This is a genomic window from Ruegeria sp. C9 (assembly GCF_056537585.1).
This window is the reverse complement of record NZ_JBQFRU010000003.1, coordinates 120,427-146,569: the sequence shown is the minus strand read 5'-3', so window position 1 is coordinate 146,569 and position 26,143 is coordinate 120,427. Positions and strand designations below refer to the sequence as shown.

Annotated in this window: 21 protein-coding genes; 15 read left to right on the top strand and 6 right to left on the bottom strand. The window is 54.2% G+C overall.

The features are described 5' to 3' along the window. The first annotated feature begins 12 nt into the window (after positions 1–12). From ACR0NE_RS08965 to ACR0NE_RS08940, 6 genes are read left to right on the top strand one after another with little or no spacing between them, the layout of a single operon-like run. Positions 13–1,098 carry an isocitrate/isopropylmalate dehydrogenase family protein gene (locus tag ACR0NE_RS08965; protein ID WP_170594444.1) on the top strand — a complete coding sequence of 362 codons (1,086 nt, stop codon included), beginning with the start codon at positions 13–15 and terminating at the stop codon, positions 1,096–1,098. A gap of 12 nt (positions 1,099–1,110) precedes the next feature. Next, complete coding sequence (locus tag ACR0NE_RS08960; protein ID WP_170594442.1) at positions 1,111–1,848, top strand: aspartate/glutamate racemase family protein; 738 nt, start codon at positions 1,111–1,113, stop codon at positions 1,846–1,848. A gap of 10 nt (positions 1,849–1,858) precedes the next feature. Beyond that, a complete protein-coding gene (otnK, locus tag ACR0NE_RS08955; protein WP_170594440.1) occupies positions 1,859–3,136 on the top strand; it encodes a 3-oxo-tetronate kinase in 1,278 nt (425 codons plus the stop codon). Next, positions 3,133–3,774 carry a 3-oxo-tetronate 4-phosphate decarboxylase gene (otnC, locus tag ACR0NE_RS08950; protein WP_170594437.1) on the top strand — a complete coding sequence of 214 codons (642 nt, stop codon included), beginning with the start codon at positions 3,133–3,135 and terminating at the stop codon, positions 3,772–3,774. Before otnK ends, otnC begins: the two co-directional genes overlap by 4 nt. Positions 3,775–3,780: 6 nt before the next feature. Then, a complete protein-coding gene (gene rraA, locus ACR0NE_RS08945) occupies positions 3,781–4,254 on the top strand; it encodes a ribonuclease E activity regulator RraA (protein WP_170594435.1) in 474 nt (157 codons plus the stop codon). Further along, a complete protein-coding gene (locus tag ACR0NE_RS08940; protein WP_480459585.1) occupies positions 4,200–5,306 on the top strand; it encodes an AbrB family transcriptional regulator in 1,107 nt (368 codons plus the stop codon). Before rraA ends, ACR0NE_RS08940 begins: the two co-directional genes overlap by 55 nt. 848 nt (positions 5,307–6,154) lie before the next feature. On the opposite strand, the gene ACR0NE_RS08935 is transcribed toward ACR0NE_RS08940, so the two are convergent. Both ACR0NE_RS08935 and ACR0NE_RS08930 read right to left on the bottom strand, forming a co-directional pair. Continuing rightward, complete coding sequence (locus ACR0NE_RS08935) at positions 6,155–6,901, bottom strand: SDR family oxidoreductase (protein ID WP_170594432.1); 747 nt, start codon at positions 6,899–6,901, stop codon at positions 6,155–6,157. Positions 6,902–6,979: 78 nt separating this feature from the next. Further along, complete coding sequence (locus tag ACR0NE_RS08930) at positions 6,980–7,789, bottom strand: class I SAM-dependent methyltransferase (RefSeq protein ID WP_170594430.1); 810 nt, start codon at positions 7,787–7,789, stop codon at positions 6,980–6,982. A 122-nt stretch (positions 7,790–7,911) separates the two neighbouring features. Between ACR0NE_RS08930 and ACR0NE_RS08925 the strand changes: the two genes are divergently transcribed. Continuing rightward, on the top strand, positions 7,912–8,949 hold the full coding sequence (locus ACR0NE_RS08925) for a helix-turn-helix domain-containing protein (RefSeq protein WP_170594428.1): 1,038 nt from the start codon (positions 7,912–7,914) through the stop codon (positions 8,947–8,949). 413 nt (positions 8,950–9,362) lie between these two features. Here the strand turns inward: ACR0NE_RS08925 and ACR0NE_RS08920 are convergent, their stop codons facing one another. Then, positions 9,363–9,563: a hypothetical protein gene (locus tag ACR0NE_RS08920; RefSeq protein ID WP_480459656.1), complete on the bottom strand. Its 201-nt coding sequence runs from the start codon at positions 9,561–9,563 to the stop codon at positions 9,363–9,365. On the opposite strand from ACR0NE_RS08920, the gene ACR0NE_RS08915 reads away from it, so the two are divergent. From ACR0NE_RS08915 to ACR0NE_RS08885, 7 genes are all read left to right on the top strand, one after another. Continuing rightward, positions 9,480–16,313: a GAF domain-containing protein gene (locus tag ACR0NE_RS08915; protein ID WP_480459649.1), complete on the top strand. Its 6,834-nt coding sequence runs from the start codon at positions 9,480–9,482 to the stop codon at positions 16,311–16,313. The genes ACR0NE_RS08920 and ACR0NE_RS08915 overlap by 84 nt on opposite strands. 3 nt (positions 16,314–16,316) lie before the next feature. Next, positions 16,317–16,658, top strand: a complete 342-nt coding sequence (locus tag ACR0NE_RS08910) for an Hpt domain-containing protein (RefSeq protein WP_170519322.1) — start codon at positions 16,317–16,319, stop codon at positions 16,656–16,658. After that, positions 16,651–17,676, top strand: coding sequence for an adenylate/guanylate cyclase domain-containing response regulator (locus tag ACR0NE_RS08905; RefSeq protein ID WP_170594422.1), 1,026 nt, complete (start codon positions 16,651–16,653; stop codon positions 17,674–17,676). Before ACR0NE_RS08910 ends, ACR0NE_RS08905 begins: the two co-directional genes overlap by 8 nt. A 374-nt stretch (positions 17,677–18,050) precedes the next feature. After that, positions 18,051–18,254, top strand: coding sequence for a hypothetical protein (locus ACR0NE_RS08900; RefSeq protein WP_170594421.1), 204 nt, complete (start codon positions 18,051–18,053; stop codon positions 18,252–18,254). Between the two features lie 238 nt (positions 18,255–18,492). Then, positions 18,493–19,065, top strand: coding sequence for a phospholipase D family protein (locus ACR0NE_RS08895; RefSeq protein ID WP_480459584.1), 573 nt, complete (start codon positions 18,493–18,495; stop codon positions 19,063–19,065). A 95-nt stretch (positions 19,066–19,160) separates the two neighbouring features. Then, positions 19,161–19,622, top strand: coding sequence for a hypothetical protein (locus ACR0NE_RS08890; protein WP_170594419.1), 462 nt, complete (start codon positions 19,161–19,163; stop codon positions 19,620–19,622). Positions 19,623–20,118: 496 nt separating this feature from the next. Beyond that, positions 20,119–21,186, top strand: coding sequence for an RES family NAD+ phosphorylase (locus ACR0NE_RS08885; RefSeq protein ID WP_170594416.1), 1,068 nt, complete (start codon positions 20,119–20,121; stop codon positions 21,184–21,186). Between the two features lie 340 nt (positions 21,187–21,526). Here the strand turns inward: ACR0NE_RS08885 and ACR0NE_RS08880 are convergent, their stop codons facing one another. Next, a complete protein-coding gene (locus tag ACR0NE_RS08880; RefSeq protein WP_170594415.1) occupies positions 21,527–23,809 on the bottom strand; it encodes an adenosylcobalamin-dependent ribonucleoside-diphosphate reductase in 2,283 nt (760 codons plus the stop codon). 129 nt (positions 23,810–23,938) lie between these two features. Here ACR0NE_RS08880 and ACR0NE_RS08875 point away from each other — a divergent pair, with 129 nt between their 5' ends. Beyond that, entirely contained in the window at positions 23,939–24,370 is a 432-nt protein-coding gene (locus ACR0NE_RS08875; RefSeq protein ID WP_170392480.1) for a DUF1489 family protein, read from the top strand. Here ACR0NE_RS08875 and hisG read toward each other — a convergent pair. Next, a complete protein-coding gene (gene hisG, locus ACR0NE_RS08870) occupies positions 24,367–25,056 on the bottom strand; it encodes an ATP phosphoribosyltransferase (protein ID WP_170401909.1) in 690 nt (229 codons plus the stop codon). The two genes, ACR0NE_RS08875 and hisG, sit on opposite strands and share 4 nt — an antisense overlap. Next, positions 25,053–26,141 (bottom strand): ATP phosphoribosyltransferase regulatory subunit, encoded by a 1,089-nt coding sequence (locus ACR0NE_RS08865; protein ID WP_170392482.1) that lies wholly within the window; start codon positions 26,139–26,141, stop codon positions 25,053–25,055. Before ACR0NE_RS08865 ends, hisG begins: the two co-directional genes overlap by 4 nt. Between the last annotated feature and the right edge of the window lie 2 nt (positions 26,142–26,143).

Here is a 26,143-nt window from a genome sequence, read left to right as displayed (position 1 = left end):
AGGAGACAAAAGATGCGTATCATGACATTGCCCTGCGATGGCATCGGACCTGAAATCATGGCGGCGACTTTGGAAGTCGTTGAGGCCGCCAACAAGAAGTACGATCTGGGATTAACGTTTGAAGAAGAAGAGTCCGGTTTTACCAGCCTCAGGAACCACGGTATCACTCTGCGTGACGACGTGTTGGAACGTGCACGAACTGAGTTCGATGGAGTCATTTTAGGGACGCAGTCCCATATGGACTACCCGCCAGTCGTTGAAGGTGGTCGCAACGTTTCGGCCGGGTTCCGTATCGGCCTCGATCTTTATGCGAATGTGCGGCCGGCCCGCAGCCGTGACTTTCTACCGAACAAAGCGCCCGGGATGGACCTTGTGATCATGCGGGAGGCGACGGAGGGATTCTATCCTGATCGCAACATGTACAAAGGCGTCGGAGAAATGATGCCCGATCCGGACATGGCTTTGTCGGTTCGCAAAATTACGCGACACGGATCAATGCGGATTTGCAGAGAGGCTTTCAAACTGGCCATGCAACGGAAGAAGAAAGTCGCCGCGATTCACAAGGCCAACTCTTTTCTCATGACCGACGGCCTGTTTCTGGAATGTTTCCGCGAGGTGGCGAAGGACTACCCTGAAGTCGAAACCGAAGAGTTGATTGTCGACGCATTTGCAGCGCTGCTGGTTCGAAAGCCGCACGAATATGATGTTATCGTCGCGACTAACTTCTACGGCGATATTCTCTCGGACCTTGCCTCTGAACTGTCAGGGTCTTTGGGGCTCGCTGGGTCGATCAATGCAAACGCTGAAACGGGCTTATGCTGCGCACAAGCACAGCATGGTTCTGCCCCGGACATCCAAGGGCAAAACGTTGCGAACCCGACATCACTTATTCTCTCCGCCGCTATGATGCTCATCTGGCTCGGCGAGCAGAAGGGTAGTCCGAAGCTTATGGAGGCTGGGCAAGCCATTGCGGATGCAGTTGATGCCGTCATCGATGATCCTGCAAAGCGCACCCGTGACCTTGGTGGCACCGTAAACACTGACGCCTTCGGGGCGCTTGTGGCCGAAATGGTCTCCAAGGAAACGATCCCGGCGTGATTGGATCTCCCGGTGGGCAAGCGTGCCCACATCAACTGGTGGCGTCGTTCCTTTCGGCGTCACCCGTCTTTAGCTGGAGCAACTATGAGACGACCAAGATTAGCGTTGATCCATGCAACCCGCGTTGCGATTGATCCAATCGAAGTTGCGGCACGCGAGCACTGGCCGGAAGCAGAAACCGTTTCGATCCTAGAAGAGGGGTTGTCTTTAGACAGGTCTAAGCAAGTCGAATTGTCCGCCGATCTTTTCCGGCGCATCGTAGACCTTTGCCGGTATGCGGAAGGCGCTGACGCAGATGGTGTACTGTTCACGTGCTCAGCATTCGGAGCCGCAATCGAAAGAGCAGATTTCGAGGCGCTTATCCCAGTCATGAAGCCGAATGAAGCGATGTTCGATGCGGCTTTCTCATACGGGGATCGCATCGCAATGATTTATACTTTTCCTCCAGCTGCGGCAGGTATGGAAGAGGAATTTCTAGATGCTGCTAGGGCGCGCGGCAGCAATGCGGAGATTACGTCATACTATTGCTCTGGCGCGTTGGCTGCAAAGCAAGCGGGTGATGATGAAAAACACAATCGCCTGATTGCGGAAACCGCATCAAGTATCGACGAAACCGACGTTATTCTTCTAGCCCAGTTTTCGATGTCTGACGCCGTTGAGGATGTCCGTAAGACAGTACAGGTTCCAGTGTTGACCAGTCCACAGGCGGCGATTCACGAAATCCGACGGCGCGTCGAAGGCAATCAGTGAGGGCGGTTCAATGTTAATCGGTGTCATAGCGGACGATTTTACCGGTGCGAGCGATATTGCGAACACCTTGGCGAAGGGCGTTGAACCGGAAGGTGGATTAAGAACCGCGCAGTTCCCAGGTATTCCGACGATCCCGGCCAACGAAGAGATCGAAGCGGGTGTGATCTCGCTCAAAAGCCGCACCGCACCTGTCAAAGAAGCTGTTGCAGAAAGCCTGCGGGCCCTGCGGTGGCTTAAAGATCAAGGATGCCAGCAGTTCATCTTCAAGTACTGCTCGACCTTTGACTCCACGATGGAGGGAAATATCGGTCCCGTTGCGGAAGCGCTGGCCAACGAACTGGGTGCGCAAAAGGTGATTTTCTGCCCGGCCTTTCCGACAACGGGGCGTTCGGTTTATCAGGGCCATCTTTTCGTGCTTGGCAAGCTATTGCACGAGTCTGGGATGGAAAATCACCCTCTTACTCCGATGACGGATGCCAACATCAGGCGTTGGTTGCAGCATCAGACCGAAGAAGCGGTTGGGTCGGTGCCAGTTGACACCGTGAAGCAGGGGCCAGAGGCGATTGCTGATGCGTTGCAGAACGCAAACGAACGCTTTGTAATCGGTGATGCGATCTCGGACGAGGATTTACTGGCTTGGGGCGAGGCTCTGAAGGATGCCCAGCTCATTACTGGGGGATCTGGGATAGCGCTGGGGCTACCCAGAAACTTCGTCAGAAGAGCTTCGTCCAAAAAAGGCGGCAGTGTGTTTACAGGTGTCACTGGGCCCGCTGCTATCCTTGCAGGGTCATGTTCAGGTGCAACCCGTGGGCAGATCGATGTTCATGCGGAATCCAATCCGACGTTAGCCATCGATGTTCCGGGTGTCATGTCCGGGGAAGTGACCACGCAAACGCTTCTGGATTTCTTTGAAACGCATTCAGGTGAGGCCCCTCTAGCGTACTCATCAGGAAGCCCGGAAAAGGTGCGTGCGATCCAAAACAAATTCGGTCAGGAGGCTGTGGCGGAAAAGCTGGACAATCTCTTTGCAGATACAGCACGAGAACTTGTCGATGCTGGGTACAAGCGCCTTGCGGTGGCAGGAGGAGAGACGTCGGGAGCTGTTGCCAAGGTCATCTCTGAGGCACTGGGATCTCCGGCCATGTCAATTGGGCCAGAGATCGACCCGGGCGTGCCAGTCCTGAGCGTTGGAAAAACTGAACCTATTGCGCTGGCCCTAAAATCTGGAAACTTTGGCGCTCCGGACTTTTTTGCTAAAGCCCTCAGAATGATGGAGGTCGGCAAATGAGATCTGAAGAATTGGCTTTACGGCAGCAGATGTCGGGACTGTGTGCTTCGCTGTTTGCGCGTGGCTTTTCCGTCGGCACAGCGGGCAATGTCTCCGCACGCCTTGATGACGGTATCCTCATGACGCCAACCAATTCCACCTTGGGTGATATCGACCCAGAGCGTATTGCCAAGATTGATTTGGATGGAAACCACGTTTCAGGAGACAAGCCGACCAAGGAAGTTTTTCTGCATCAAGCCTTCTATGAGACGAGGCCACAAGCTGGTGCAGTGGTGCATCTACACTCGACCTGGGCCACCGCACTGTCGTGTTTGGAAGACACCGATCCCAATGACTGTATTCCACCGCTTACGCCATACGTGGTGATGCGCGTCGGCACGGTCAAACTGGTTCCATACGTCAAGCCGGGTGATCCGAAATCCGGTGATTTGATCCGCGAACTGGGCGGCAAATATAGTGCGGTTCTATTAGCCAATCACGGACCTGTCGTATCGGGAAAGGACCTCTTCTCGGCGGTCTGTGCAGCTGAAGAGTTGGAAGAAACAGCCAAGCTGCTCGTGGCATTGCGGGACATGCCAACCCGGATGTTGGATGCAGCACAAGTCGCAGAACTCAAAGAGACTTTCGGAAGGATTTAAGCCATCATGAAAACCGCTGACCTTATCGATCACCATGCGTCAGAGCTTACACTCGTCCACCTGCCGTTTCGGCAGTTCGGGATAAAACCGTTCTTTGCGGCGCAAATACAGACAGTGAAGTGCTTCGAAGATAACACGGAACTTAGGGCGCAACTGGAATCACCCGGTGAGGGGCGCGTTTTGGTTGTCGACGGCGGAGCATCAACGCGAATTGCAATTCTTGGCGATATGTTGGCTGATCTTGCAATCCAAAATGGATGGGCTGGTCTTGTCCTGAATGCCGCAATTCGAGACAGTGCCGAAATCAATCAAATGGACACTCTGGTATTCGCCTTAGCGACCAGCCCCGTCAAAAGCGCGAAACGTGGATGGGGCGCAATCGGGGAGCCGGTGACCTTCGGTGGGGTTAAATTCCATCCTGGTGATTGGGTTTACGGCGATGCGGACGGCGTGTTGCACAGCAAGAAGCGATTGGTCTGATTTCGAGTTTTGCCAAATTCTCACAGCATGGCGCTATCATAGTCACGGCAGCTATTGCTGGCTGGCTTGTATCGCTCACAGGCATTCCACTGGGGTGGATGATCGGGTCAATGTTGGTGACCATCGCCGGGTCGTTGAAGCAGTTTCCTGTCAAACTACCGGGCCCTATGTTGGACCTGGTAAGAGCAACTGTAGGTGTGATGTTAGGAGCATCCTTTACGTACGAGTTACTTTCCTCTTTCGGTGCTTGGTGGGTGTCACTGGCCTTCTTACTGTTAGCCCTTGGAATAATGTACGTCCTTAGTTTCTACCTTTTACGACGTATTTCGCGCTTTGATGCATTGACAGCTTCTCTATGCGCAATGCCGGGTGGCATTGCCGAAATGGTGTTGCTGTCCGAGCAAAAGGGTGCGGATCAGGCTCGTGTCGCTATCGTTCATGCGTTGCGCATTGCATTGGCAATTTTGCTGATACCGCTACTAATCAACTTGATCGCAGAATTCGAAGTCATTCCACCCGAAGCGCAAACACAGCTGGCTTCGATCACATTCACCGATTGGATTTGGATCATCGGATGCATCGTTGTGGGAATGCTAGCACGAGGTAGGGTGAAGCTGCCGGCACCTATTGTGGTAGTGCCGATGATATTCAGCGCGGCTGTTCATTTGCTGGGATGGACAGAATTCGAGATCCCGGTTTCTGTGACTGCGTTGGTACAGGTCTTCATAGGCATTAATGTTGGTGCACGCTTTTCCGGAGTGCCCATCAACGCGCTGATCGCGGCTCTAGGTGCAGCGGCCATGGTTGTCGCTCTCCAGATTTCTGTGGCCTTTTCAGGCGCATTGGCTGTTGCGAACGTATTGGAGACAGACCCGGTCGCACTCGTCTTGGCCTATTCACCTGGAGGCTTGGCGGAGATGTCAATCATAGCGGTGAGCGTTGGTCGCGATGTTGCATTCGTCGGCGTGCATCACGTCTTTAGGGTCTTGGCGGCGCTTGTTTTGGCACCTGTCCTCATAGCGGCTCTGTCAAAGCGGGATATCAGGCACTGAGGAATCCGATGGAGTTCACTTGCTCAGCAATCGATGCCGCCTTTACTGCGAAGCTTGTATGTCGCCAAAGCACTAGTTGGCTGCCTGCTAGAAATTCGACCGAGCCGCGCTTCATTGAAAGGAATCTACCACAACCTCGCAGTTTAGGTGTGTTGTTCGGTTTTGGGTTGAATTACTCCAGTCAAAATGCGCTTTTGATTGAATTTTGGTGCGTTCAAGTTGATCGAGCTATGCTAAAACAATCGAAAATTGAGCGCGTATGGTGAACCGTGCAAACTTATGCGCAAATCGTGCAAACTTATGCGCAATTGCTGTGCAAAATTATGGGCGACGACACCCAGATTTTCTGAATGAAATCAATGATAGGAATGCAGCGTTATGCGCGTCCCTACATCTGGAAAGGCTTGATAGACACTTCCAAGTGTCGCGTTCTCCGGCAGAGATGGAAACAGGCGTTTCATTTAATTCTCTTTCAATCTTGCTATGGATTACGTTTTCTCAAAGTGAGGAACCAACGTTGTTTACGCAACCTTAAAGCAATTTCGGGTTCCGCTCAGAGATTCTGTTGGGATATTGCGAACGGTAAGTTTGCCAGACGACACCCCCAACTTGTTGCTGCTTGGTTAAAGGCAATTTCATTTGAGCCGTTCTCGTAAATTTGCAAAGTCAGCATTCTGCGCGTTGGCGACCTTGGTACTGACCGCAGCAATGGTACGTTTGGGCTCAAAGCGGTCATCTGACCACTTCTAACAGCCGTCAAAAGTCTCCCAGTGTGCCAGAGGTCGGCTCTGCGGACAAAGCCACCGTGAATTGAGTGTCAGGTTAGCTATTCGGCACTGAGTGGCGACCTAGCGAAACGTCAACCCCCCGTCGATGACAAGCGTCTGCCCGGTGACAGTCTCCGCCCTGCAAAAGGTCAGCGCCTGCTCTGCCACGTCATCGATGGAAGTGGTCTTCTTCAGTTTCGCCGCCTCGCGCCACGTTGAAACGAAGCTTTCCGGTGCCCCACTGCTCATGACCGTGTTCTCCATCAAACCCGGCGCCACGCAATTGACACGCACTTCCGGCGCCAGCGTGGACGCAAGGAATCGGGTCAGGCCCGAGACGGCGGCCTTCGTCGGTTGAAAGGCCCGGTCGGCGCCCCAAGTCCCGTGACCGATAGTCGAGCCGAAATTGACGATTGCGCCCCGTGCGGCGCGCAGATGCGGTGCAGCGGCTCGAGAGGCGAGGAAGGGGCCGCGGAAGTTGATGTCGCTGATGCGGTCCCAGGTTTCAGGGTCGTAAGCGACGAGATCGCCCGCCGGCGGTCCCCCGGCCGCGCCGGCGGCGTTCATCAGGATCGCGAGGCCGCCTAGTGCCTCTGCCGCCTGCGCTACAGCTGCTTCGACCGAGGCTGGGTCGCGCACGTCGAGCCGGACGGCCACCGCGCGGCGTCCGCACTTCTCGACAGCATCGCAGGCCTCGGCGACGCGATCCTCGCCGCCGCAATAGCCCACGGCAACGTCGGTGCCGGCCTCCGCGAGTCTTTTTACTAATCGGCGGCCCAGGCCTCCGCTGCCGCCGACGACGAGAGCTGGCTTTCCTGCGATATCCATGTCGAGCGCTCCTTGTGCTTGAGCCGGTTTACTCCAACTCCGTTCGTTGCGAGCATAGGTCGAAAGATCATCATGGATCTACACGCCTCGGACGGCAGTCGCTGCTATGGCAGGCATCGGAACGTGGTATTCCTCGCCATCGAGAAAATCCTTTAACTGGGTATCCCAAGAGGAGTAGATTTCTTTCAGTACGTCTTCATTCTGATTGTCGAGAATTACAGCCGCCCTTGCAGCGAAGTTGCGGAAATGTTTGACGAACTGTCCTTTCGGAGCTTTGAAGACCAGTGGAACTCTGGCGCTTGAAAACTCCCTAAATCCAGCCGCTTCCAATTTCTCTCGCATGGTATCTTCCGAAGAAAGAGCGAATGGTGGCGGTGACGCGGGGACGACGGACATGTCCGCAAGGCTCTGCATCGCGCCAAAGACGATCCGGAACAACGGTGACTGTGGCGGTCCAATCCAATGGCTAAGTGCTACTCGCCCACCGGGTTTCAATACACGCGCAATCTCGTTGAACATGGTTTCTGGGCTGCCCACATGCATAATCCCAAACGAGCAAATCACAGCATCGAAGTCAGCATCATTTTTCGGTATCGCCTCGGCATCGCCGGTTACAAAGCGTGCCGCAGGGAAAGCGCTTTGCGCCACCTTGACCATCGACGCAGAGACATCAACGCCCTCGGCGTCAGCGCCAAGTGCGATTGCTGCGCCCGCAGCCCTTCCGGTGCCGCAGCAAAGGTCTAGAATACGTTCGCCAGGGGCCAATTCGGCCATCGCCAGAAGCGTCGGAATCGCGCCGGTCGTCACCCGCCCGGTGAAGTCGTCATAGGCGGCAGCGCGGGCGTCCCATCCCTCTTTTTCTGCAAACTTGAAAGCTTCGTAGGTCATGATTATCCTCGCGTGCTTTTGTAGACTGCTCCAAACTGGTGGACGAAAAGCGCATGCGTCAGGGTCGAACTGGCCACAAGAGGGCCAAATCGGCCACCGGATTCGAATGGGAGGGTATGGAAATGACAACCAGGGATTTCATCGCTGAACCTCTGCGGATCGACATCCTAGCGGCTGAGAGTTGCCGGGGCGCCATTCTCTACGGCATCTATGATCTGCTGACGTCGGTAGGGTCGGCGTGGTCCTACCTCACCGAGGGCGCGCCCACCCCGCCAATGACACGAGTTAGGATCGTCGCCAGAGCCAAGGAGCCATTCCGCTGCATAAGCCGCGTCCCAGTGGCACCTGACGCGACGCTTGAAGAAGTAGACGACGCAGAGATCATCTGCCTGCCAAACTTCAGGATCGGTATGATGACCCCGCCGAAGGAGGTTTTGGGGCCGGAGATCGACTGGATCGTCGAGCGACATTCGGCAGGGGCGCGCCTGGCAACGGCATGCTCTGGCTCGGCGCTCTTGGCGGACGCCGGGCTCCTCGACGGTCAAGAGGCAACGGCGCACTGGTCCATGGCCGAGGTTTTTGAAAAGCGTTATCCGCGCGTGGCTTTCTGTCCGGACCGCACGCTTACTTTTGCAGGAGAGGGAGACTGCATTGTGATGTCAGGAGGTATGGCATCCTGGCAGGACCTCGCGCTTTACCTGATTGCGCGATACATCGGACCGGAGCACGCAGCCAAATCAGCGCGGTTCTATTGTGTCGACCCGAAACCCGACGGCCAACGGCACTACGCGGCTCCCAAGAGAAGGTTGCAGAGCGACGACGCGGTCATTCAGGAATGCCAGACGTGGCTCGCCAATGCTTATGGAAAGCGTGACGCAGTAGCGCGGATGATCGCTCGTTCTGGCCTCCCGCGACGTACGTTCGACCGACGCTTCCGCGCGGCAACGGGCTACAGCCCCAAAGACTATGTGCAGTCACTGAGGGTCGAGGAGGCCAAGCAATTTCTGGAGATGGATGACCAAAGTGTCGAAGCAGTCTCTGAGGCCGTCGGATATTCAGATTCCCGAGCGTTCCGGCGCCTGTTCAAAAAGATGACTGGTCTCAGCCCTGCCGAATATCGACGACGATTTTCAAGCAGAGGCTTTCTTTCGGCTCGCTGAGGCCTCTTTTCCCATAAACAATGTAGGCGTGGCGAAGAACAACATACACTGCTCAAATTGAACTCAAAAACGCTCTATCTCCACTAGGGTTTTCTGCCAAGCAGGATCATACTCTGGCATTGTGTTGTTTGCCGTCTCAATGCCAATGAAGCGCGCATTCTCGATGCCGGAGGCGAATATGGGAACCTCTTTTGGCTTATATGTTAGCTTTCATAATCGCTCTGCGAAAACGCCCAGGTTCACGCCATACCTTCATCACCTAAAGCGCATGGAACACAACCCGCAAAGAAACTCTGTGACTTCTATGGTATGCCCTCTAAACTCCAGTCTTGTGTGTTTCTTTAGTTTGCGTGGGGGCACGAACGCAGGTGGGTGGAAAAAAGGCATCAAGAGAGACTGCTGATTCAGCGTCGTCATCCTCGCAAAACAGGGGGCTCAGCGCGGATGATCAGCAGGCTCGGTTTGAAGCCACTGCGCGGGTTATGCAGGCGATCTCCGAGACCAAGGATGACATCCAGCCAGTATGCGACCTGATTGTAACGCTGGCAAAAGATCTCTGTGATGCCTTTTTTGCCGGTCTGGTACTCGGGCAAGAAGGGGATGCTCGTCAGCAACTGGTTGCCAGCGTTAATCTACACCCGGATATTCAGCAACTCTGGCTCGACGGCAAATACACGATGGAGCCAGGCAACTCCATTGTGACTGACACTATTCTAAGTGGCGAGACAAAACGTGTTGTCGATATGGGGGACACCAATTTTCATAAATCGGGAGATGAGCGCTTTAAGCTCATTGTCGACACTCATGGGTGCAGGAGCAATCTCTTTGTTCCATTGAAAGTAGGTGGTAGCGCAATCGGATGCCTGATGTTGGCACGGGATGAGGTACGACCTTATTCCGACGATCAGGTGCAGCTGGTTGAAACTTTCGCCGCGCAAGCGGTGATTGCCATCGAAAATGTTCGACAGTTTAGCGAGTTGCAGGTGCGTCTGGCTCGCGAAGGTGCCACGCGTGATGTTCTGGAGACGATCAGTCGGTCTCGGGATGATGAAGCGCCGGTGTTTCAGACGATCTTGGAAAACACCGCACGGCTTTGCGAAACAGATGTAGCCACGTTGAGCCTGCTAAATGAGGCAGGAACTCATTTGGAATATGCGGCACATTTTGGCGATCAATTGGCTACATACAAGGTCGGCGTGGATCGCTGGTCTCTGGACTCAAATTTACAAATTGCCGAGTCCGTGCGGGAAGCGCGCGTCATTCACAACGTCGATTTGAGCGAGACAGACCACTACATCAACGGGGATCCTTGGCGCCGGCAACTGGTTGATGAGGAAGGCGTCCGTTCGTTTCTGACGGTTCCTTTGATGTCAGCAAATGGTGACCCCGTAGGTGTCATCGGGATTTACCGGCGCGAAGTGCGACCATTTATTGAAGATGAGATCTCTTTGGTCGAGGGCTTTGCGGCCCAGGCTGTGATTGCAATCGACAACACACGTCAAATGAAAGAGCTGCACACTCAGCTGGAACGCCAAGCGGCGACGCAGGAGGTTCTGAGTGTTATCAGCAAAAGCCGGGATAATGACGCACGAGTCTTTGAAGCCGTACTTCAGCAAGCCACGGAAATCTGTGACGCGGATCAGGCTGCGCTGGTTTTGGTCAACGCTGCGGGAACCCATATTCAATTGGCCGGTGCATGGGGGCACGATAGAACCGACGTCGAATTGGGAGAAGAGTGGCCTCTTGATGGTTCGGTCACGGCGGCGGCGGCGATACGAAATTGCAAGGTTGTACGCGTCGAAGACATCGCCGACACTGAGTTCTACCGCTCGGGTGATCCTACTGCTGTTACAATGGTCGAGGTCGAAGGCATCAGGTCACGGGTTGTTGTGCCCTTGATGCAGGAGGAACAGGCGATAGGTGCTATTGCGGTTAGCCGCCGCGAAGTCCGCCCGTTTTCTGATCCCGACGTGCAATTCATCGAAGAGTTTGCCAAACACGCAGTCATAGCGATAGAAAACACGCGCCAATTTCGAGAGGTTCAGGAACGACTTGAGCGCGAAAAAGCATCGCGGGAAATCCTCGAAGTCATAAGCCGTAGCCGCGACGACGAAAGACCTGTATTCCAGAGCATTCTCGAAAACTCCAGCCGTCTGTGCAAAGCGCCACTCGCCTTCTTGTGTATCGCTGATCACGACCGCGGGCTCGCAACGATCCCGGCCAATATCGGCGCAAGAACCGATTTTGACGAAGCGCTGAAAGATTTTGAGGAGCCGTTAACGCGCACTGAATTGATCGCGATCAGACCAATGATCGATGGCGAGGTCATTCGCCAGGACGATATCGCGGACGACCCCCTGTACTTCAGGGATCGTGACCCGAAACGGGTCCAGATGGTTGAGATTGAAGGAGCCCGCTCGGTTCTGGCAGTTCCGTTGATGAAGGATGGCACCGGTCTAGGGGTGATCGTGCTCTACCGTCGTGAAGTTGCGCCGTTCTCAGACGACGACGTTGCACTGGTCCAAACCTTTGCAGCTCAAGCCGTTATCGCAATGGAAAACGTCCGACAGTTTCGCGAAGTTCAGGATCGCACAGCGGAAGTAACGCAGGCTTTGGAATACCAGACTTCCACGTCCGAAGTGCTGCGGGTGATTTCGGCGTCACCAAATGAGTTGGCGCCTGTTCTCGACGCTATCCTCAAAGAAGCGTCGCGGATCTGCGAATTGCAGGATGCCTACGTTGCGATGTTGAACCCAGAAGATCAACTTTTTCATGTTCATGCGATACTCACGCAGGACACGACCTTTGCGGAATATGTCAAAGCGCATCCTATTTCGCCTGATGAAAGCGGTGTAAGCGGGCGAGCCATTCTGTCGAAACGCACTGTCTATATCGAAGATATTGAAACCGAGACCTCCTATACTTGGATAGAAGACAGCGGCGTCGGGGAATATAGGTCCGTGCTCGGGGTCCCATTGGTTAAGAATGGCGAGGTCGTGGGTGTAATTTCGGTCGGGTCAACCGAGGTTTCGGGATTTTCCACCAAACAGATCCAGTTGTTAGAAACCTTTGCCGACCAAGCGACTATCGCCATTACGAATGCCAACTTGTTCCGGGAAGTGGAGGAACGCACTGCCGAAGTCGTGCAGTCACTAGAATACCAGACTGCCACGTCAGAAGTTTTGGATGTCATCTCTCGCTCGCCCAACGATCTTCCACGAGTGCTGGATGCAATCTTGGAAGTTTCCTCACGCATTTGCGATCCAGAATATGCATTCTTCGCAATGCGGGATGCTGACGATGGGTTGTACCGTGTGGCCATGTCCCACAACGTGAGTGATGCGTTTCTTAACTATTTGTCGGACAACCCTATTGCCCCAGAGGAAGGTTCGTGCATCGGCCGCACGGCCCTTCACGGCAAGACTGTTTACATAAAAGATACGAGTAAGGACCCAACTTACACTTGGAAGGTGGCGGCAGAGATTGGTGATTACCTCACCACCCTCGGCGTCCCTTTAGTCAGCGACGGCGTGACAGTTGGTGTTATTGTCATGGCGCACCGGAAGCCCGGGGCGTTTAGTGAAGAACAGGTCAACCTGTTAGAGACATTCGCATCCCAGGCTGTGATCGCCATCAACAACACCCGTTTGTTCAAAGAAGTGCAGGCACGCACCGCAGAAGTTGAAGAAGCGCTGGACTATCAAACCGCCACGTCTGAAGTGCTGGGAGTGATTTCACGCTCGCCAAATGAACTTGATCCAGTTCTCAAAGCCATTTTGCAAGTCGCGGTTCGCATCTGCAAACCCGAAGCGTCTTACGTCGCACTTCTAAACGAAGAAACCGGAATTTATGACGTTGCTGCGACCCACAATTCCGCCGCAGGGCACAATGACATCATAAACCGTCAGGTGTTTGTTCCAGACAAGGGCACGACAACGGGGCGCGTCGCGCTAACAGGCAAAACAGAGTACATTGAAGATTTTGAGCACGACCCGGATTATGCCTGGAAAGAAGAAGCGCTGGGGGCCGGATTTCGTTCATCTTTGGGGGTTCCACTCGTAAAGGATGGGGTCACGCTCGGCGTGATTTCACTTGCTCATTCGAAAATTGGGGCGTTCTCAGACAAGCAGATAGCCTTGGTTGAAACATTCGCCTCGCAAGCGGTCATAGCGCTTGGAAATGCGCACCTATTCGACGAGGTGACAGCCCGAACGGCGGAAATTGAGGAATCGTTGGAGTACCAAAAAGCCACAAGCGAAGTACTCGAAGTTATTTCCCGATCTCCTGATGCGTTGGAGCCTGTACTGGAAGCACTGTTGGCCGTTTCGTCCCGCATTTGCCGCCTACAGGATGCCTTCGTGGCGCTTAAGACACCCGAAGATGGAAAGTACCATTATTTTGCCGGACACAATGTGTCGGCCAAATTCGCGGATTTTTTAAAGGCGCATCCTTTTGAACCCGGAGAAACATCGGCCACAGCGCGCGCGCTTCTGCATGGAAGGGCCGACTATGTTGAGGACACTCAAGCTGACACCAACTATGATCCGCTGCTCAAGTCCAATCTCGAAGGCTACCGATCCGTTCTTTCCGTGCCACTAATCCGTGACGGTGACACAATTGGTGTTATCAGCATGGGGAGCCGAACGGCGGCCGCTTTTGACGAAAAACAAATCAAGCAAATGGAGACCTTCGCGTCCCAAGCGATAATCGCAATTCAGAACTCGCAACTCTTCAACGAAACGCAGACCGCCCTCGCGCGCCAAACCGCAAGCGCGGATGTGTTAAGAGTAATCTCTGAATCTCCAACCGATACCAAACCGGTTTTCGAGAAGATTGTCGCGCTGGCGACAACCCTCATTGATTGCGACCTTTCGATTGCTATTCAGGCGAACAAGACTGAACTTTGGCAGATCGCCGCCGCGACACCCGATGGCGTCGAAGAAATCACATGGACCGAGCGCCTGCCGATTGATCCCGAAGACAATTTGCCGTCGAAGGCAATCAAGAGCGGCAAGACCTTGCATTTGCCCGAATGGCGGTACGATGAGCTACCCCCACGCGATCAAGAGATCATCCGCAGGAAAGGTTTCAAGTCTTCGCTGACAGTGCCTCTGATGCGCGGGACGGAATGCTTCGGTGCCTTGGTATTCATCCGGAAAACTGCCAAAGTTTTCAGCGAAGATGAAGTCGCCATCGCCGAGTCCTTCGCCGATCAGGCCATAATCGCGTTGGAAAACGTCCGACTGTTTAATGAAACTCAGGCTTCCCTGGCGCGTCAGACTGCGAGTGCGGACGTTCTAAGGGTGATCAGCCAGTCTCCTGACGACATCAAACCAGTCTTCGAGGCAATCGCAGAAGCTGGTGTGCGGTTGGTTTCCTCTGATATGGTTGCCGCCATGACCGCCCAAGGTAACACATTCGAGGTGCTCGCGCGGGTTAGTGCAGATGGTGTTGCCACCCTTGAAGGCAACCAGAGTTTCCCTATCGATCCGGATCCGATGTCCAGTTTTCCCGCGCAGGTTCTTCATGAGAAGAAGATGCTCCACCTTCCGGATTGGGATACTCTCGAACTCTCACCGTTCGAACAGATTACGTATGACCGGCATGGCGTTCGCGCCGCTCTGTTGCTCCCCCTGATGAAAGGCAAGGCGTGTCTGGGTGTGTTGGTGTTCGCTCGGAAAACAGCTGGCGCCTTTACCAAAGATGAGATCGACCTCGCCTACTCGTTTGCAGACCAGGCGGTAATTGCCATCGAGAATGTTCGTCTATTCCGCGAGGCCGAAGAGGCGCGAAAGGTTGCTGAAGAAGCAAACGAAGCAAAAAGCGCCTTCCTGGCGACGATGTCCCACGAAATTCGAACGCCAATGAACGCCGTAATCGGAATGAGCGGGCTGTTGATGGACACAGAGTTGGACGCAGAACAAAGTGACTATGCCAATACAATCCGCGATAGCGGCGATGCGCTGTTGGGCATCATCAACGAGATCCTCGACTTCTCGAAAATTGAAGCCGGGCAGATGGATATCGAAAACCATCCGTTCGACCTGCGCGAATGCATAGAAAGCGCCCTCGATTTAGTCAGCGGTAAAGCTGCCGAGAAACAGCTCGACTTGGCTTATGAGTTCGATGACACACTGCCCCTGGCGATTAGCGCAGATCTGACCAGATTGCGGCAAATTCTGCTGAATCTCCTTTCTAATGCAGTGAAGTTTACCGAAAGCGGCGAAGTGGTTCTGTCTGTTGAACAATCCGCCGAGGTGCAGGGATCGCTCGAACTGACGTTCAAAGTCCGAGATACTGGAATCGGCCTGTCCCAAAATGGCATGAGTCGATTATTTCAATCTTTCAGTCAGGCAGATAGTTCCACGACCAGAAAATATGGCGGCACTGGTCTGGGTCTTGCGATCTCGAAACGCCTCGCCGAACTTATGGGTGGGACCATGTGGGCTGAAAGCCATGGCGAGGGGAGCGGTTCCACCTTTGTTTTCAAAATCCAGGCAATACCTGCAAAACCAGTTAAGTCTTCTTCCCGCAATCTTGTCGGCGTTCAGCCTGAACTCGAAGGCAAGCGAATTTTGATGGTGGACGACAATGCCACCAATCGTAAAATCCTTGCTCTTCAAACTGAGAAATGGGGCACGCAGACCACGACGCGTGAATCTCCATCAGAGGCGCTTATCATACTTGATGAAGGCGTCGAGTTCGATTTGGCCATTCTCGACATGCATATGCCCGAAATGGATGGAGAAGAGCTTGCCAAAAAGGTTCGCGCCAAGAAGCCGGGATTGCCACTAATCCTTTTCAGTTCACTTGGCCCGCGTGAAGTAGATCTGGAAGAAGGGCTCTTTGCTGCCAACCTTGCCAAACCTTTGCGCCAATCCCACCTGTTCGATACCTTGGTTACATTGTTCGCGACTGAAAAAGTACGAGTAAAGCCGTCCAAACTACAGTACAAACCCCAAACAGATCCGGATATGGCAACGCGACATCCACTGCGAATCTTGCTGGCCGAGGACAATTTGGTGAACCAGAAACTTGCACTGCGCCTACTGGAGCAGATGGGCTATCGCGCTGATTTGGCCAGCAACGGTGCCGAGGCTGTCGAAAGCGTGAACCGTCAAAAATACGACGTCGTTTTCATGGATGTGCAGATGCCCGAAATGGATGGTTTGGAAGCATCACGACGTATCAACAAAGCGCTCCCCGATGGAAGTCGCCCTCGTATAATCGCGATGACCGCGAACGCAATGCAGGGGGACCGTGAGATGTGCCTGGATGCAGGGATGGACGACTATATCACCAAACCGATCCGCGTACCTGTCCTAATCGAAGCCCTGTTAAATTCCCCAAGAATAAGAAGGTGATCCATGACAGACAGCCCGATTGATCATGAAATCTTCATGGAACTAAAAGACGCCACAGGCGAAGACTTTGCAGCCGAACTTGTAAACACCTTTCTCGACGAAGCGCCAAGTATGATTGGCGAATTGAAAACGGCGGCGGGCGAGGCCGATGTAGACCGATACCGCCGTGCTGCACATTCTATCAAGTCGAATGCCAACACATTTGGCGCGACGGCTCTTGCCGAACTGGCCAGGAAAGTCGAGCTGGGAGAACTGCCCGAGGCCGGAGACCTAACAGATGCGACGGCGTTGGAGACAGCCCTAACCACTGCCGCCGCCGCGTTGCGGAGCCTGATTGATGTCTGACGCCCCCGGCCATTTGCTCATCGTCGACGACAACAAGGTGAACCGCTTGCTTTTGTCGCGCAGCGTAGAGCTCTTGGGTCATCAAGCATCGGTCGCGGAAAACGGCCGGGTTGCGATGGAGATGTTGTCTAACCAGTCGTTTGACTTGCTGCTACTGGATATTGAAATGCCAGAAATGGACGGCTTCCAAGTTCTGGAGGCCGTCAAATCGGACATAGATCTGCGCGATCTGCCGGTAATAGTGACATCATCTGTTGAGGGTCTCGACAACGTAGTGCGCTGCATTGAATTGGGTGCCGAAGACTACCTGCCAAAGCCTGTTAATAAGACACTACTTAGTGCGCGTGTCTCCAGCTGCCTTGAAAAGAAAAGGCTCAGGGACGAACAGAAGCGCCTGCTAGAGCGCTTTGCAACAACTGAGGTTGCACAAGACTTACAAGAGTCCGGCTTTGCCATAGGCGGCAAGCGCGCCAATGCTTCGGTCCTGTTCTGCGACATTCGCGGCTTCACGACCTTGTCTGAAAATCTCGCTCCCGAGGAAACAATTGATCTGCTCAACACTTTTTACACGTTGATGTTCGAGGCTGTTACCAGCAATGGCGGAATTGTCAGCCTGATGCTGGGAGACGGTTTGATGGCTCTGTTCGGAGTTCCGCAGCCGCTGTCCAACACCGCGCAAAGTGCGGTGGCGGCAGGGCATGAAATGCACAACATGATTGAGATATTAAATCTCGAAAGGCGAGCAGAAGGAAAAAGTGACCTAAAAATCGGTATCGGAATAGCGACCGGCGAAGTCGTCGCTGGTTATGCCGGTACGGACAACCGGGCGACGTATACTTGTATCGGATCGACTGTAAACCTTGCTGCTCGCCTGGAGGCAGAAACGCAGAAAACCGGAAGCCGTATATTGATTGATCAAGAAACCTTCGATCTGTTGGAAGGGGCAAATGTGTTGGAGACATTTGGTAGAACAATGATCAAGGGTTTCTCCGATCCGTTCGATATCCGTGCGCTATGACCATTCATGCAACCTGGCGAGCGCAACTACATCGGGTGTAGTTGCGCTTGTGGCTTTGCTTTTAGCCCGATGATTTTCATATGTGGCTCAGTGATTGGAGACTAGATATTGTCAGACTTTGCAAAGTCAGCTTTTCTGCGCATTGATGTCATTGGGGCTTCGCGCAGCATCGGTTTATGTGGGCTCAGTACCATCATTTGCTGCATACTGAGCGTATGGCCGCTTTTAATAGGATCATTTGCCGCTGAGCCTATTATCGCGGCTTATGTCAAATCTGGAGAAGTTCGTTGGATGAGGCCAAAGTCAGCAATTCTTATACGTGAGATTAATTTCGACCTGCGATGGTTGCACGGTATTCTAAATGAGGATTTGACATGAAAAAACTTGCAACCATTGACCTGCCCAGGACAAACGCAAACGCTTTTGAAGTGCTGGCGCGCTGCCAGTCCGCAGCCGAAAGAGCCGGAGCAGAACAAGCCAGAATTCAGGGCTTCCTTGAGGACGCCGTCCAAGGTGATTATGAGCACTTGTTGCGTGTGGTGAAAACCCACTTCAAGGTCTCTAGCGCCGGGACTTGATTAGTGAGGGCCTGGCATGCCGCCAGGCCTCTAACTCAAAATACTCTCTGTCATCAGTAAGGTTGCCTAGCAGGCTGACGGCTCATGTTGTGTTCGAGAACCTGGTCATCGCCCACAAAAAAACGGTGCGAATATCCGACAGTTTCCGGAAATCGAATGTTTCTGCCGTGGATGTCTTGAAGGACGGTGCGCGCAGTATCACTATTAGACTAAGCGTCCTAAAACCAAGTCTTGTTCATTGTTTTCACTCCCTGATTGGCTGCGTTCCAAGCCAAAGCAGCTCAAAGAAGCAGATCAAAAGCCTGAAAACGAGCTTGATGCCGAACCGGTTGCGAAGGTCGGCACCAATATCGACCGGCCGGTCATCAATCTCTATCGACCCCATATCACCTCTGGGGATTGTCTGATTGTTACCGGGTATCAGGACTTCTTGTCCTCGCTGTCGATTTTGATGAAGGAATTGCCTGAGCTGAGGGATCTGGAAAACGACAGCGATATCCGGATCCGGATATCGTTCGGGATTGACACGGCGAATACCAAAAGGCTGACCAACCCCAAACCAGTCACCGAAGAAATGAAACTCTACTGGCTGGAGCGCTCCGGGCTTCAAGTGGAAGAGGATCACGATCTTATCGCGGTGCTGGCAAAACACGCCATCAAAACCGGGAAAATAGATTTGCGTGTCTTCGATCCGGAGCTCGCCAAACGCAAGTTGGGGATATCTGGGGATCGGCGACTACACTCAAAAATCGTCAGCTCACCAAAAGGTGCCGTCGCCGGGTCCGCAAACTTTTCCTACTCAGGGCTCTAAGCGAAGACGACAAGCGGCACTACTCAGGAGACTCGCTAAGCTCTCGGGTTTACTTTGCGAATGATAGACTGGACGGCGTTATTCCGAGATATGCATTGGCCACCTATCTTCGCGAGTTGCTTCGTAATCTGAAGGAGACTCGCCAGGCTGTATCGGGAATTCTGAAGCCAAAAGACTCTTCTGGGTATGTGGACGAAATCAGCACCTTCTTTCGGCGTTCAGTTGGCGTTCCTTCTATTGCAAGAGAAGCTTTGGCATTATCCAAGAATGATGCGTCTTTCCGCTGGAACGCTACCGGGTTTTCGCAGCAAATACGACCTAGCGAAGACAAAACCTACGAAATTGCAGAAGGTCTAAAGTCATCTCTAGGTCTGTTTTCACAACAGCTTCTTGAAGAAGATCGGGACACCCGTGAGTTCTTGAGCCAACTTTCTTCTGCTATGGGCACGAGAGAGAGCATTACTGCGCAGCGGCGCATGGAGTGGGTTGCAGTGCTTGCACTGCTTGTCGCAGTGATCTCCATGGGCGTCGCATTCTATTCTGCTTTCATCACATAGAGGCTGGGCGATTAGCCTACCAGTCTTTTGTCCAGCATTCGTACCTTAAAAATTCTTGTTTCTGAAACTCGTTCTGCTGCCAGTTGCACACATGGCATGGCTGGTTGGCTTTGCATCCTATCAGCTGCGCTTCAGTTACAGCTTTCTCTTCGGCTTCGTCCATTACCGGCGGTTTGTAACCTCTCCCCGTTAGACTACAAAACAACGATTACGTTGTTCAATATTTGCGCATCCAAGCACACGCGTGTAGCAGCTTCCTGGGAAATATTCACCAAAAGAGAAGATTTTAGACATGACTTTGGTTTGCCCAGACTGTTTTGGAGATGCTGGTCTACAGCGCAGGATTAAGGACGCTAGGCCTAGCTTTCCAGACGATCCCTGTGATTTTCATCCATCGAAGAAAGGGGTGCCAATCTCCGCAGTAGCTGAGATCGTCGATCCCGTTTTTAGGAATAGATACACATTTGGAAACTACCATCCTCATTATGATGAATTCATGGGAGATGACCTGCCTGGGACACTGTATCAATTGACGGAAGCTGACGATTACGCGGTCGTCACAGCTTTGGCTGATGCACTAATTGAAAATGACGACTTTTGGCCTCCAGATGGCGAAGACGCCTTCTATGTTTTTGATGGCAGCTATGTCGAAAATGATGCTGGCTATGACGAGCACAGCCAAACGTGGCGCCACTTTCGGCGGGAAATCTTGCATGAACAAAGGTTCTTCAGCCAGAACGCCTTAGGCAAACTTCGCGAAATCTTCGATGGCCTCCATCTGTTACGAGATGATGCGAATAGACCGGCTGTCTACACGTTGAATCCTGGTGATGAAGCCGTCCAAATCTATCGAGCGCGTAAAGCCAATAGTGTTGCAGAGAGAGAGCAGATAGCGCAAAATCCTGCCAACCAGCTCGGCCCGCCTCCAGAGAAGCTACGGAGCGCCGGCCGTATGAATCCTTCAGGTATTCTGGCCTTCTACGGAGCTTTCGATTTAGACACTTGCATTGCAGAATTACGCCCCGCGGTAGGCGAAACGGTGATTTCAGCGCAATTCGAGCTGACGCGTCCCCTGCTGGTTCTCGACACAACAAAGTTCACTGGACGGCCCAAAGCGATTAACGTCTTTGCGCCCACACACGTGAAGCGACTGAGGCTTTGGAAGTTCATGACTACCTTCATGAGCGAGATTGCACGGCCGTGCCTGCCTAATGATGAACACTTGGATTACGTGCCTACCCAAGTTGTCTCCGAGTATTTGACACATCTTCACAAAGTCAAACACGGCGACAACGTGAAGGCAATCGACGCAATTATTTACCGCTCGGCTCAAAACGGAAACGGAAAGAACATCGCTATATTCGGGAGTGGGGCTGTAGTTGAAGGTGCTGGTTCTAGTTCGCACTTTTTCTATCCCACTGAAAGACCAGCAATCAAGATGGTCGATGGTTCACTTGTTTCGCATGAAGTTTCAGGGGTGGCTCACACAAAGCATGAAGCATACACACCTGATGCAAAGCCCCAGGCAGCAAACGACGAGACAGGTGAATGGCCTCCGTTCTAACTACGCTTTGGCGATGTAGAAAGGAACGAGAGAGCGAATGCCTGTGTTGGTCCGCATGCAGAACTTTGTAAAGTCCGCTTGCTGCGCAACTCGGACATTGACGGCAGTCACAGTAGTCATCGTTTTCTGAAGCTTGTTGCCATCAATTCTCGTAAGACTTCTGCGTACACTCCCAATCTCGCAAAAAACAAGACGCCGTTGATCAACGATCCGGCGCCTTGTTTCCCTATAAATCCTTTGATTTGCTAGTTGTGGGCGCTAATGGCCTTGTTTATGGGCGCCAAAACCGCCGAAATGGGTTCGTATTGCCTGGCGGTTCATCAAGTCCTCTTCCGCCAAATCAGCCACACTTAGAATGACCGCAGCTGCGGCAGGTCATGCAGCCTTCGATCATCACCATGTCGAACTGACCACAGGATGGGCAAGCCTTGCCACGCGGGGCGTCCATGTTGACCACCTGCGCCTGAGGATCGGACTTCAGGCCCATGCCTTCGCCCTCAAGGAAGCCGATATTGACCATGTGTTGCTCGATCACGCCGCCAATCGCGGCCAGGATGGACGGAATGTACTTGCCTTTAACCCAGGCCCCGCCTCGCGGGTCGAACACAGCTTTCAGTTCCTCGACCACAAAGGACACATCGCCACCGCGTCGGAACACGGCCGATATCATCCGGGTCAAAGCCAGCGTCCAAGCATAATGCTCCATATTCTTCGAGTTAATGAACACCTCGAAGGGACGGCGGCGTCCGCCAATGACGATATCGTTAATTGTCAGATAGATTGCGTGCTCGCTGTCCGGCCATTTCAGCTTGTAAGTCGACCCTTCAAGCGATTGTGGGCGATCAAGCGGTTCGGACATATAAACGACCTCGCCCCCGTCAACCTCATGCGGGGCATCCGCGCTTTCACCTGGCGCTTTGTCGTCGCTTTCCGATACGCTCAGAACCGAGCCAGTCACATCGTTTGGCCTATAGGTCGTGCAGCCTTTGCATCCCTGATCCCAGGCCTGCATATAGACGTCTTTGAAGGCGTCAAAGCTGATATCTTCGGGACAGTTGATCGTCTTCGATATCGAACTATCGATCCACTTTTGCGCCGCCGCCTGCATTTTTACGTGATGGGACGGGCTTAGTGTTTGCGCATTCACGAAATACTCGGGCAATTCGGCGTCGCCAAACTTGTCGCGCCACATCTGCACCGCATAGTCCACAACCTCTTCTTCGGTGCGCGAACCGTCCTTTTGCAGCACCTTGCGCGTGTAGGCATAGGCAAAAACCGGCTCGATCCCCGAAGATACGTTGCCCGCATACAGCGAAATCGTACCCGTCGGCGCGATCGAGGTCAGTAGCGCGTTGCGGATGCCGTGTTCGCGGATTGCGTCGCGCACATCGTCATCCATCTGTTGCATGGTGCCGCTGGCCAGATATTTCTCGGCGTCAAACAGTGGGAAAGCGCCCTTTTCCCTCGCCAAATCGACCGACGCCAGATACGCGGCGCGCGCGATTGCGTGCAACCAGCGCTCGGTCTGACGCGCCGCCTCGTCCGAGCCGTAGCGCAGACCCAACATCAACAGCGCATCGGCCAGACCAGTCACGCCCAGCCCGATGCGGCGCTTGTCTTGCGCCTCGGCTTCTTGTTCGGCCAGCGGGAATTTCGACGCGTCCACCACGTTGTCCATCATGCGAACGGCGGTGGCCACCAGCTCTTGCAAGGCCTCCTCGTCCAGATGCGCGGCATCCTCGAACGGCTCGGCAACCAACCGTGCCAGATTGATCGAACCCAGCAGACAGGCACCATAAGGCGGTAGAGGTTGTTCTCCGCACGGGTTGGTCGCCGAGATCGTCTCGACGTAATTCAGGTTGTTCGCCTGGTTGATCCGGTCGATAAAGATCACGCCCGGCTCGGCATAATCATAGGTGGCCTGCATGATCTTGTTCCAAAGATCCCGCGCCTGAACGGTGTGATAGACCTTTCCGTCAAATACCAGATCCCACGGTCCATCGGCCTTGACGGCCTCCATGAATGGATCGGTGACCAGAACCGACATGTTGAACATGCGCAAACGCGCCGGGTCGGATTTCGCGGTGATGAACTGTTCGATATCCGGATGGTCGCAGCGCATGGTCGCCATCATCGCACCACGACGCGAGCCTGCAGACATGATCGTGCGGCACATGGCGTCCCAGACGTCCATAAAGCTTAGCGGGCCCGAGGCATCCGCTGCGACCCCTTTCACATCGGCGCCGCGCGGACGGATGGTTGAGAAATCGTAACCGATCCCCCCGCCCTGCTGCATGGTCAGCGCGGCCTCTTTCAGCATGTCGAAGATACCGCCCATGCTGTCGGGGATCGTCCCCATCACAAAGCAGTTGAACAGGGTTACCCGTCGCGCGGTGCCCGCCCCGGCGGTGATGCGGCCAGCAGGAAGGTATTTGAAATCCTCTAGCGCCTCATAGAATTTTTCTTCCCAATGCGCCGGGTCTTCTTCTACACGCGCCAGATCACGAGCTATGCGCCGCCAGCTGTCCTCGACTGTCTGATCGATGGGCGTACCATCCGCCTGTTTAAAGCGGTATTTCATATCCCAGATCTGCTCGGCGATGGGGGCGGCAAAGCGGCTCATTGGTGATTCCCTGTGCTGAAAGAGACATTCAGATTAGCCCAGATCACATCTAAACCACAACACCTTGATGACAAGCGCATGAGGGCTACAATATAGGGATCACCCTTGGGACGACTCTGTGGGAAAGCTGTGGATAAGTACGTAAACCTCATCAAACTTTCGGTTGGGTCAGAAAGCGTCGACACGCTGATGGCGTGGCAAGACAGCCGCAAACCACTCTATGAGGACGGATACCCGCGCCACGTCACCCGCATGTGGCCCAAGCGCGACGCTGAAATTCTGAATGGCGGGTCGATCTATTGGGTGATCAAAGGTGTGGTCCAGTGCCGCCAGCGCATCCTGCGGCTGGATGAAGTCCGAGGCGAGGATGGCATCCGCCGCTGCGCCATCGTCCTGGACCCCGAAGTACACAGAACGCAGAACGCTCTGAAGCGTCCATTTCAGGGCTGGCGGTATCTCAAGCCTGAGGACACCCCTGCCGACTTGCCTAAAAATCGCGAGCAGGACGATGCCCTGCCCGACGATCTGAACCGCGCATTAGCGGAAATTGGGGTGCTTTAGGCCAACCTGTCCAGCAGCTCATTCAAAGCCGTCTTTTCAGCCGCATCGTATTTGGCCACGCGGCTGCGCCACAGCGTGGCCTGCGATTGCAGGATCAACCCATCCGACAGGATTTTCAGGTGGTTCGCCCGCAGTGTTTCCCCGGTCGAGGTGATATCGGCAATCGCCTCGGCTGTCTCATTCACCACCGTCCCCTCGGTTGCGCCCTGGCTGTCGACCAGCGTGTAATCGGCCACCCCCGCTTCGGTCAGGAATTCGCGGACCAGACGGTGGTACTTGGTAGCGATCCGCAGCCGGTGGCCATGCGCCCTGCGAAAACCTGCCGCCGCTGCATCCAAATCATCCAGAGTGTCCACGTCGACCCAGCAGGCTGGGGTTGCGATGATAAGGTCCGCCTTGCCGAACCCCAAAGGTGCAACCTCTTCCACCTGCTGTTCCCAGCGCGGCAGCTTTTCATGCACAAGATCGATGCCGGTCACGCCCAAATGAATGCGTCCCGCCGCCAGCTCGCGCGGAATCTCTCCTGCAGACAATAGGATCAGCGAGACGCCACCAATCCCATCAACCTTGCCCGCGTATTCCCGGTCTGATCCGCTGCGCGACAGTGTAATGCCGCGCTTTTCAAACCATGCGAAGGTCTTGTCCATCAACCGGCCCTTCGAAGGCACACCGAGTTTCAGGCTCATTGCGCAGCCTCCTCGATTTCGAGCATCAGGTCCGGGCGGATCACGCCGCCAATTGCCGGAATCTCGGCCCCACCCCCCAATTGCCTGGTCAGCGCATCATAGCGCCCACCGGTCGCAACCGGTGGCAGATCAGGGCGGCCTTCGGCATAAAAGCCGAATACAAACCCGTCGTAGTACTCCATCGAGGTCCTGCCATAAGACGCCTCAAAATCCAGTGTATCCACATCCACGCCACGCGCCTGCAGGGCTGCGATACGAGCTTCCAAACGATCCAAAGCAGATGTGATCTGCGGCAGATCAACCGCAATGTCACGCAGTTGTTCCAGCGCGAAAGGCATGGTTTCGCGCACATTAAGTAGCGTCTCCAAACCGGCCAGTTCATTGTCCGAGATCGGCGGCGCAGCGCGGTCTTCGCGCAGGGCATCAATCCGTTCGAGAATTTCGGGCGTGCGGCGCTTGCCTATCATGGGCACGTCAATCGCCAATGGGTCGACCGCGTCAAGCAGAGCATCGCGCCCCTCGAGACTAGCTTTGCGTCCGGCATATCGGTCCAGTAAAACGCGGAACCGGCGAGGCCGCCAGAGATGCCGCATCAGTGCAGCCTTACGACGACTAGTGGTCTTGAGACCCCCGACAGCGGCGATCAGAATACCGATATCACCTGTCGCTGCCCGCAAAGGCAGCCCGCGCAATTGCAGGGCAAATAACGAAAACACCTCGGCATCGGCTCCGGCGGGGTCTTCGCGATCAAATACTTCGTAGCCGACTTGGATATACTCATTAGCACGATCCGGATCGTGTTCCTGACGGCGGAACACTTCGCCGGAATAGGTGTATCTTGCTGGTTCAGCCCCGTCGGACATGTGCATCTGCACCACCGGCAGGGTGAAATCCGGGCGCAGCATCTGCTCACCCCGCAGCGCGTCCGAGGTTACGTAAGCACGGGCGCGGATATCTTCTCCATAGAGGTCCAACAGCGTCCCGGCTGGCTGCAGCAGAGGCGTATCAACCACCTGCGCGCCCGCCGCCTCGAACCGGACACGCATCATGGCGGCGCGGGCCTGTATTTGGGAACGGTTCGGCATGG

Excerpts from the sequence above, each read along its gene's own strand:
- ACR0NE_RS08965 (WP_170594444.1), top strand. The coding sequence starts at position 13 with ATGCGTATCATGACATTGCCCTGCGATGGCATCGGACCTGAAATCATG.
- otnK (WP_170594440.1), top strand. The coding sequence starts at position 1,859 with ATGTTAATCGGTGTCATAGCGGACGATTTTACCGGTGCGAGCGATATT.
- otnC (WP_170594437.1), top strand. The coding sequence starts at position 3,133 with ATGAGATCTGAAGAATTGGCTTTACGGCAGCAGATGTCGGGACTGTGT.
- rraA (WP_170594435.1), top strand. The coding sequence starts at position 3,781 with ATGAAAACCGCTGACCTTATCGATCACCATGCGTCAGAGCTTACACTC.
- ACR0NE_RS08935 (WP_170594432.1), bottom strand. The coding sequence starts at position 6,901 with ATGGATATCGCAGGAAAGCCAGCTCTCGTCGTCGGCGGCAGCGGAGGC.
- ACR0NE_RS08930 (WP_170594430.1), bottom strand. The coding sequence starts at position 7,789 with ATGACCTACGAAGCTTTCAAGTTTGCAGAAAAAGAGGGATGGGACGCC.
- ACR0NE_RS08925 (WP_170594428.1), top strand. The coding sequence starts at position 7,912 with ATGACAACCAGGGATTTCATCGCTGAACCTCTGCGGATCGACATCCTA.
- ACR0NE_RS08910 (WP_170519322.1), top strand. The coding sequence starts at position 16,317 with ATGACAGACAGCCCGATTGATCATGAAATCTTCATGGAACTAAAAGAC.
- ACR0NE_RS08905 (WP_170594422.1), top strand. The coding sequence starts at position 16,651 with ATGTCTGACGCCCCCGGCCATTTGCTCATCGTCGACGACAACAAGGTG.
- ACR0NE_RS08900 (WP_170594421.1), top strand. The coding sequence starts at position 18,051 with ATGAAAAAACTTGCAACCATTGACCTGCCCAGGACAAACGCAAACGCT.
- ACR0NE_RS08885 (WP_170594416.1), top strand. The coding sequence starts at position 20,119 with ATGGGAGATGACCTGCCTGGGACACTGTATCAATTGACGGAAGCTGAC.
- ACR0NE_RS08880 (WP_170594415.1), bottom strand. The coding sequence starts at position 23,809 with ATGAGCCGCTTTGCCGCCCCCATCGCCGAGCAGATCTGGGATATGAAA.
- hisG (WP_170401909.1), bottom strand. The coding sequence starts at position 25,056 with ATGAGCCTGAAACTCGGTGTGCCTTCGAAGGGCCGGTTGATGGACAAG.
- ACR0NE_RS08865 (WP_170392482.1), bottom strand. The coding sequence starts at position 26,141 with ATGCCGAACCGTTCCCAAATACAGGCCCGCGCCGCCATGATGCGTGTC.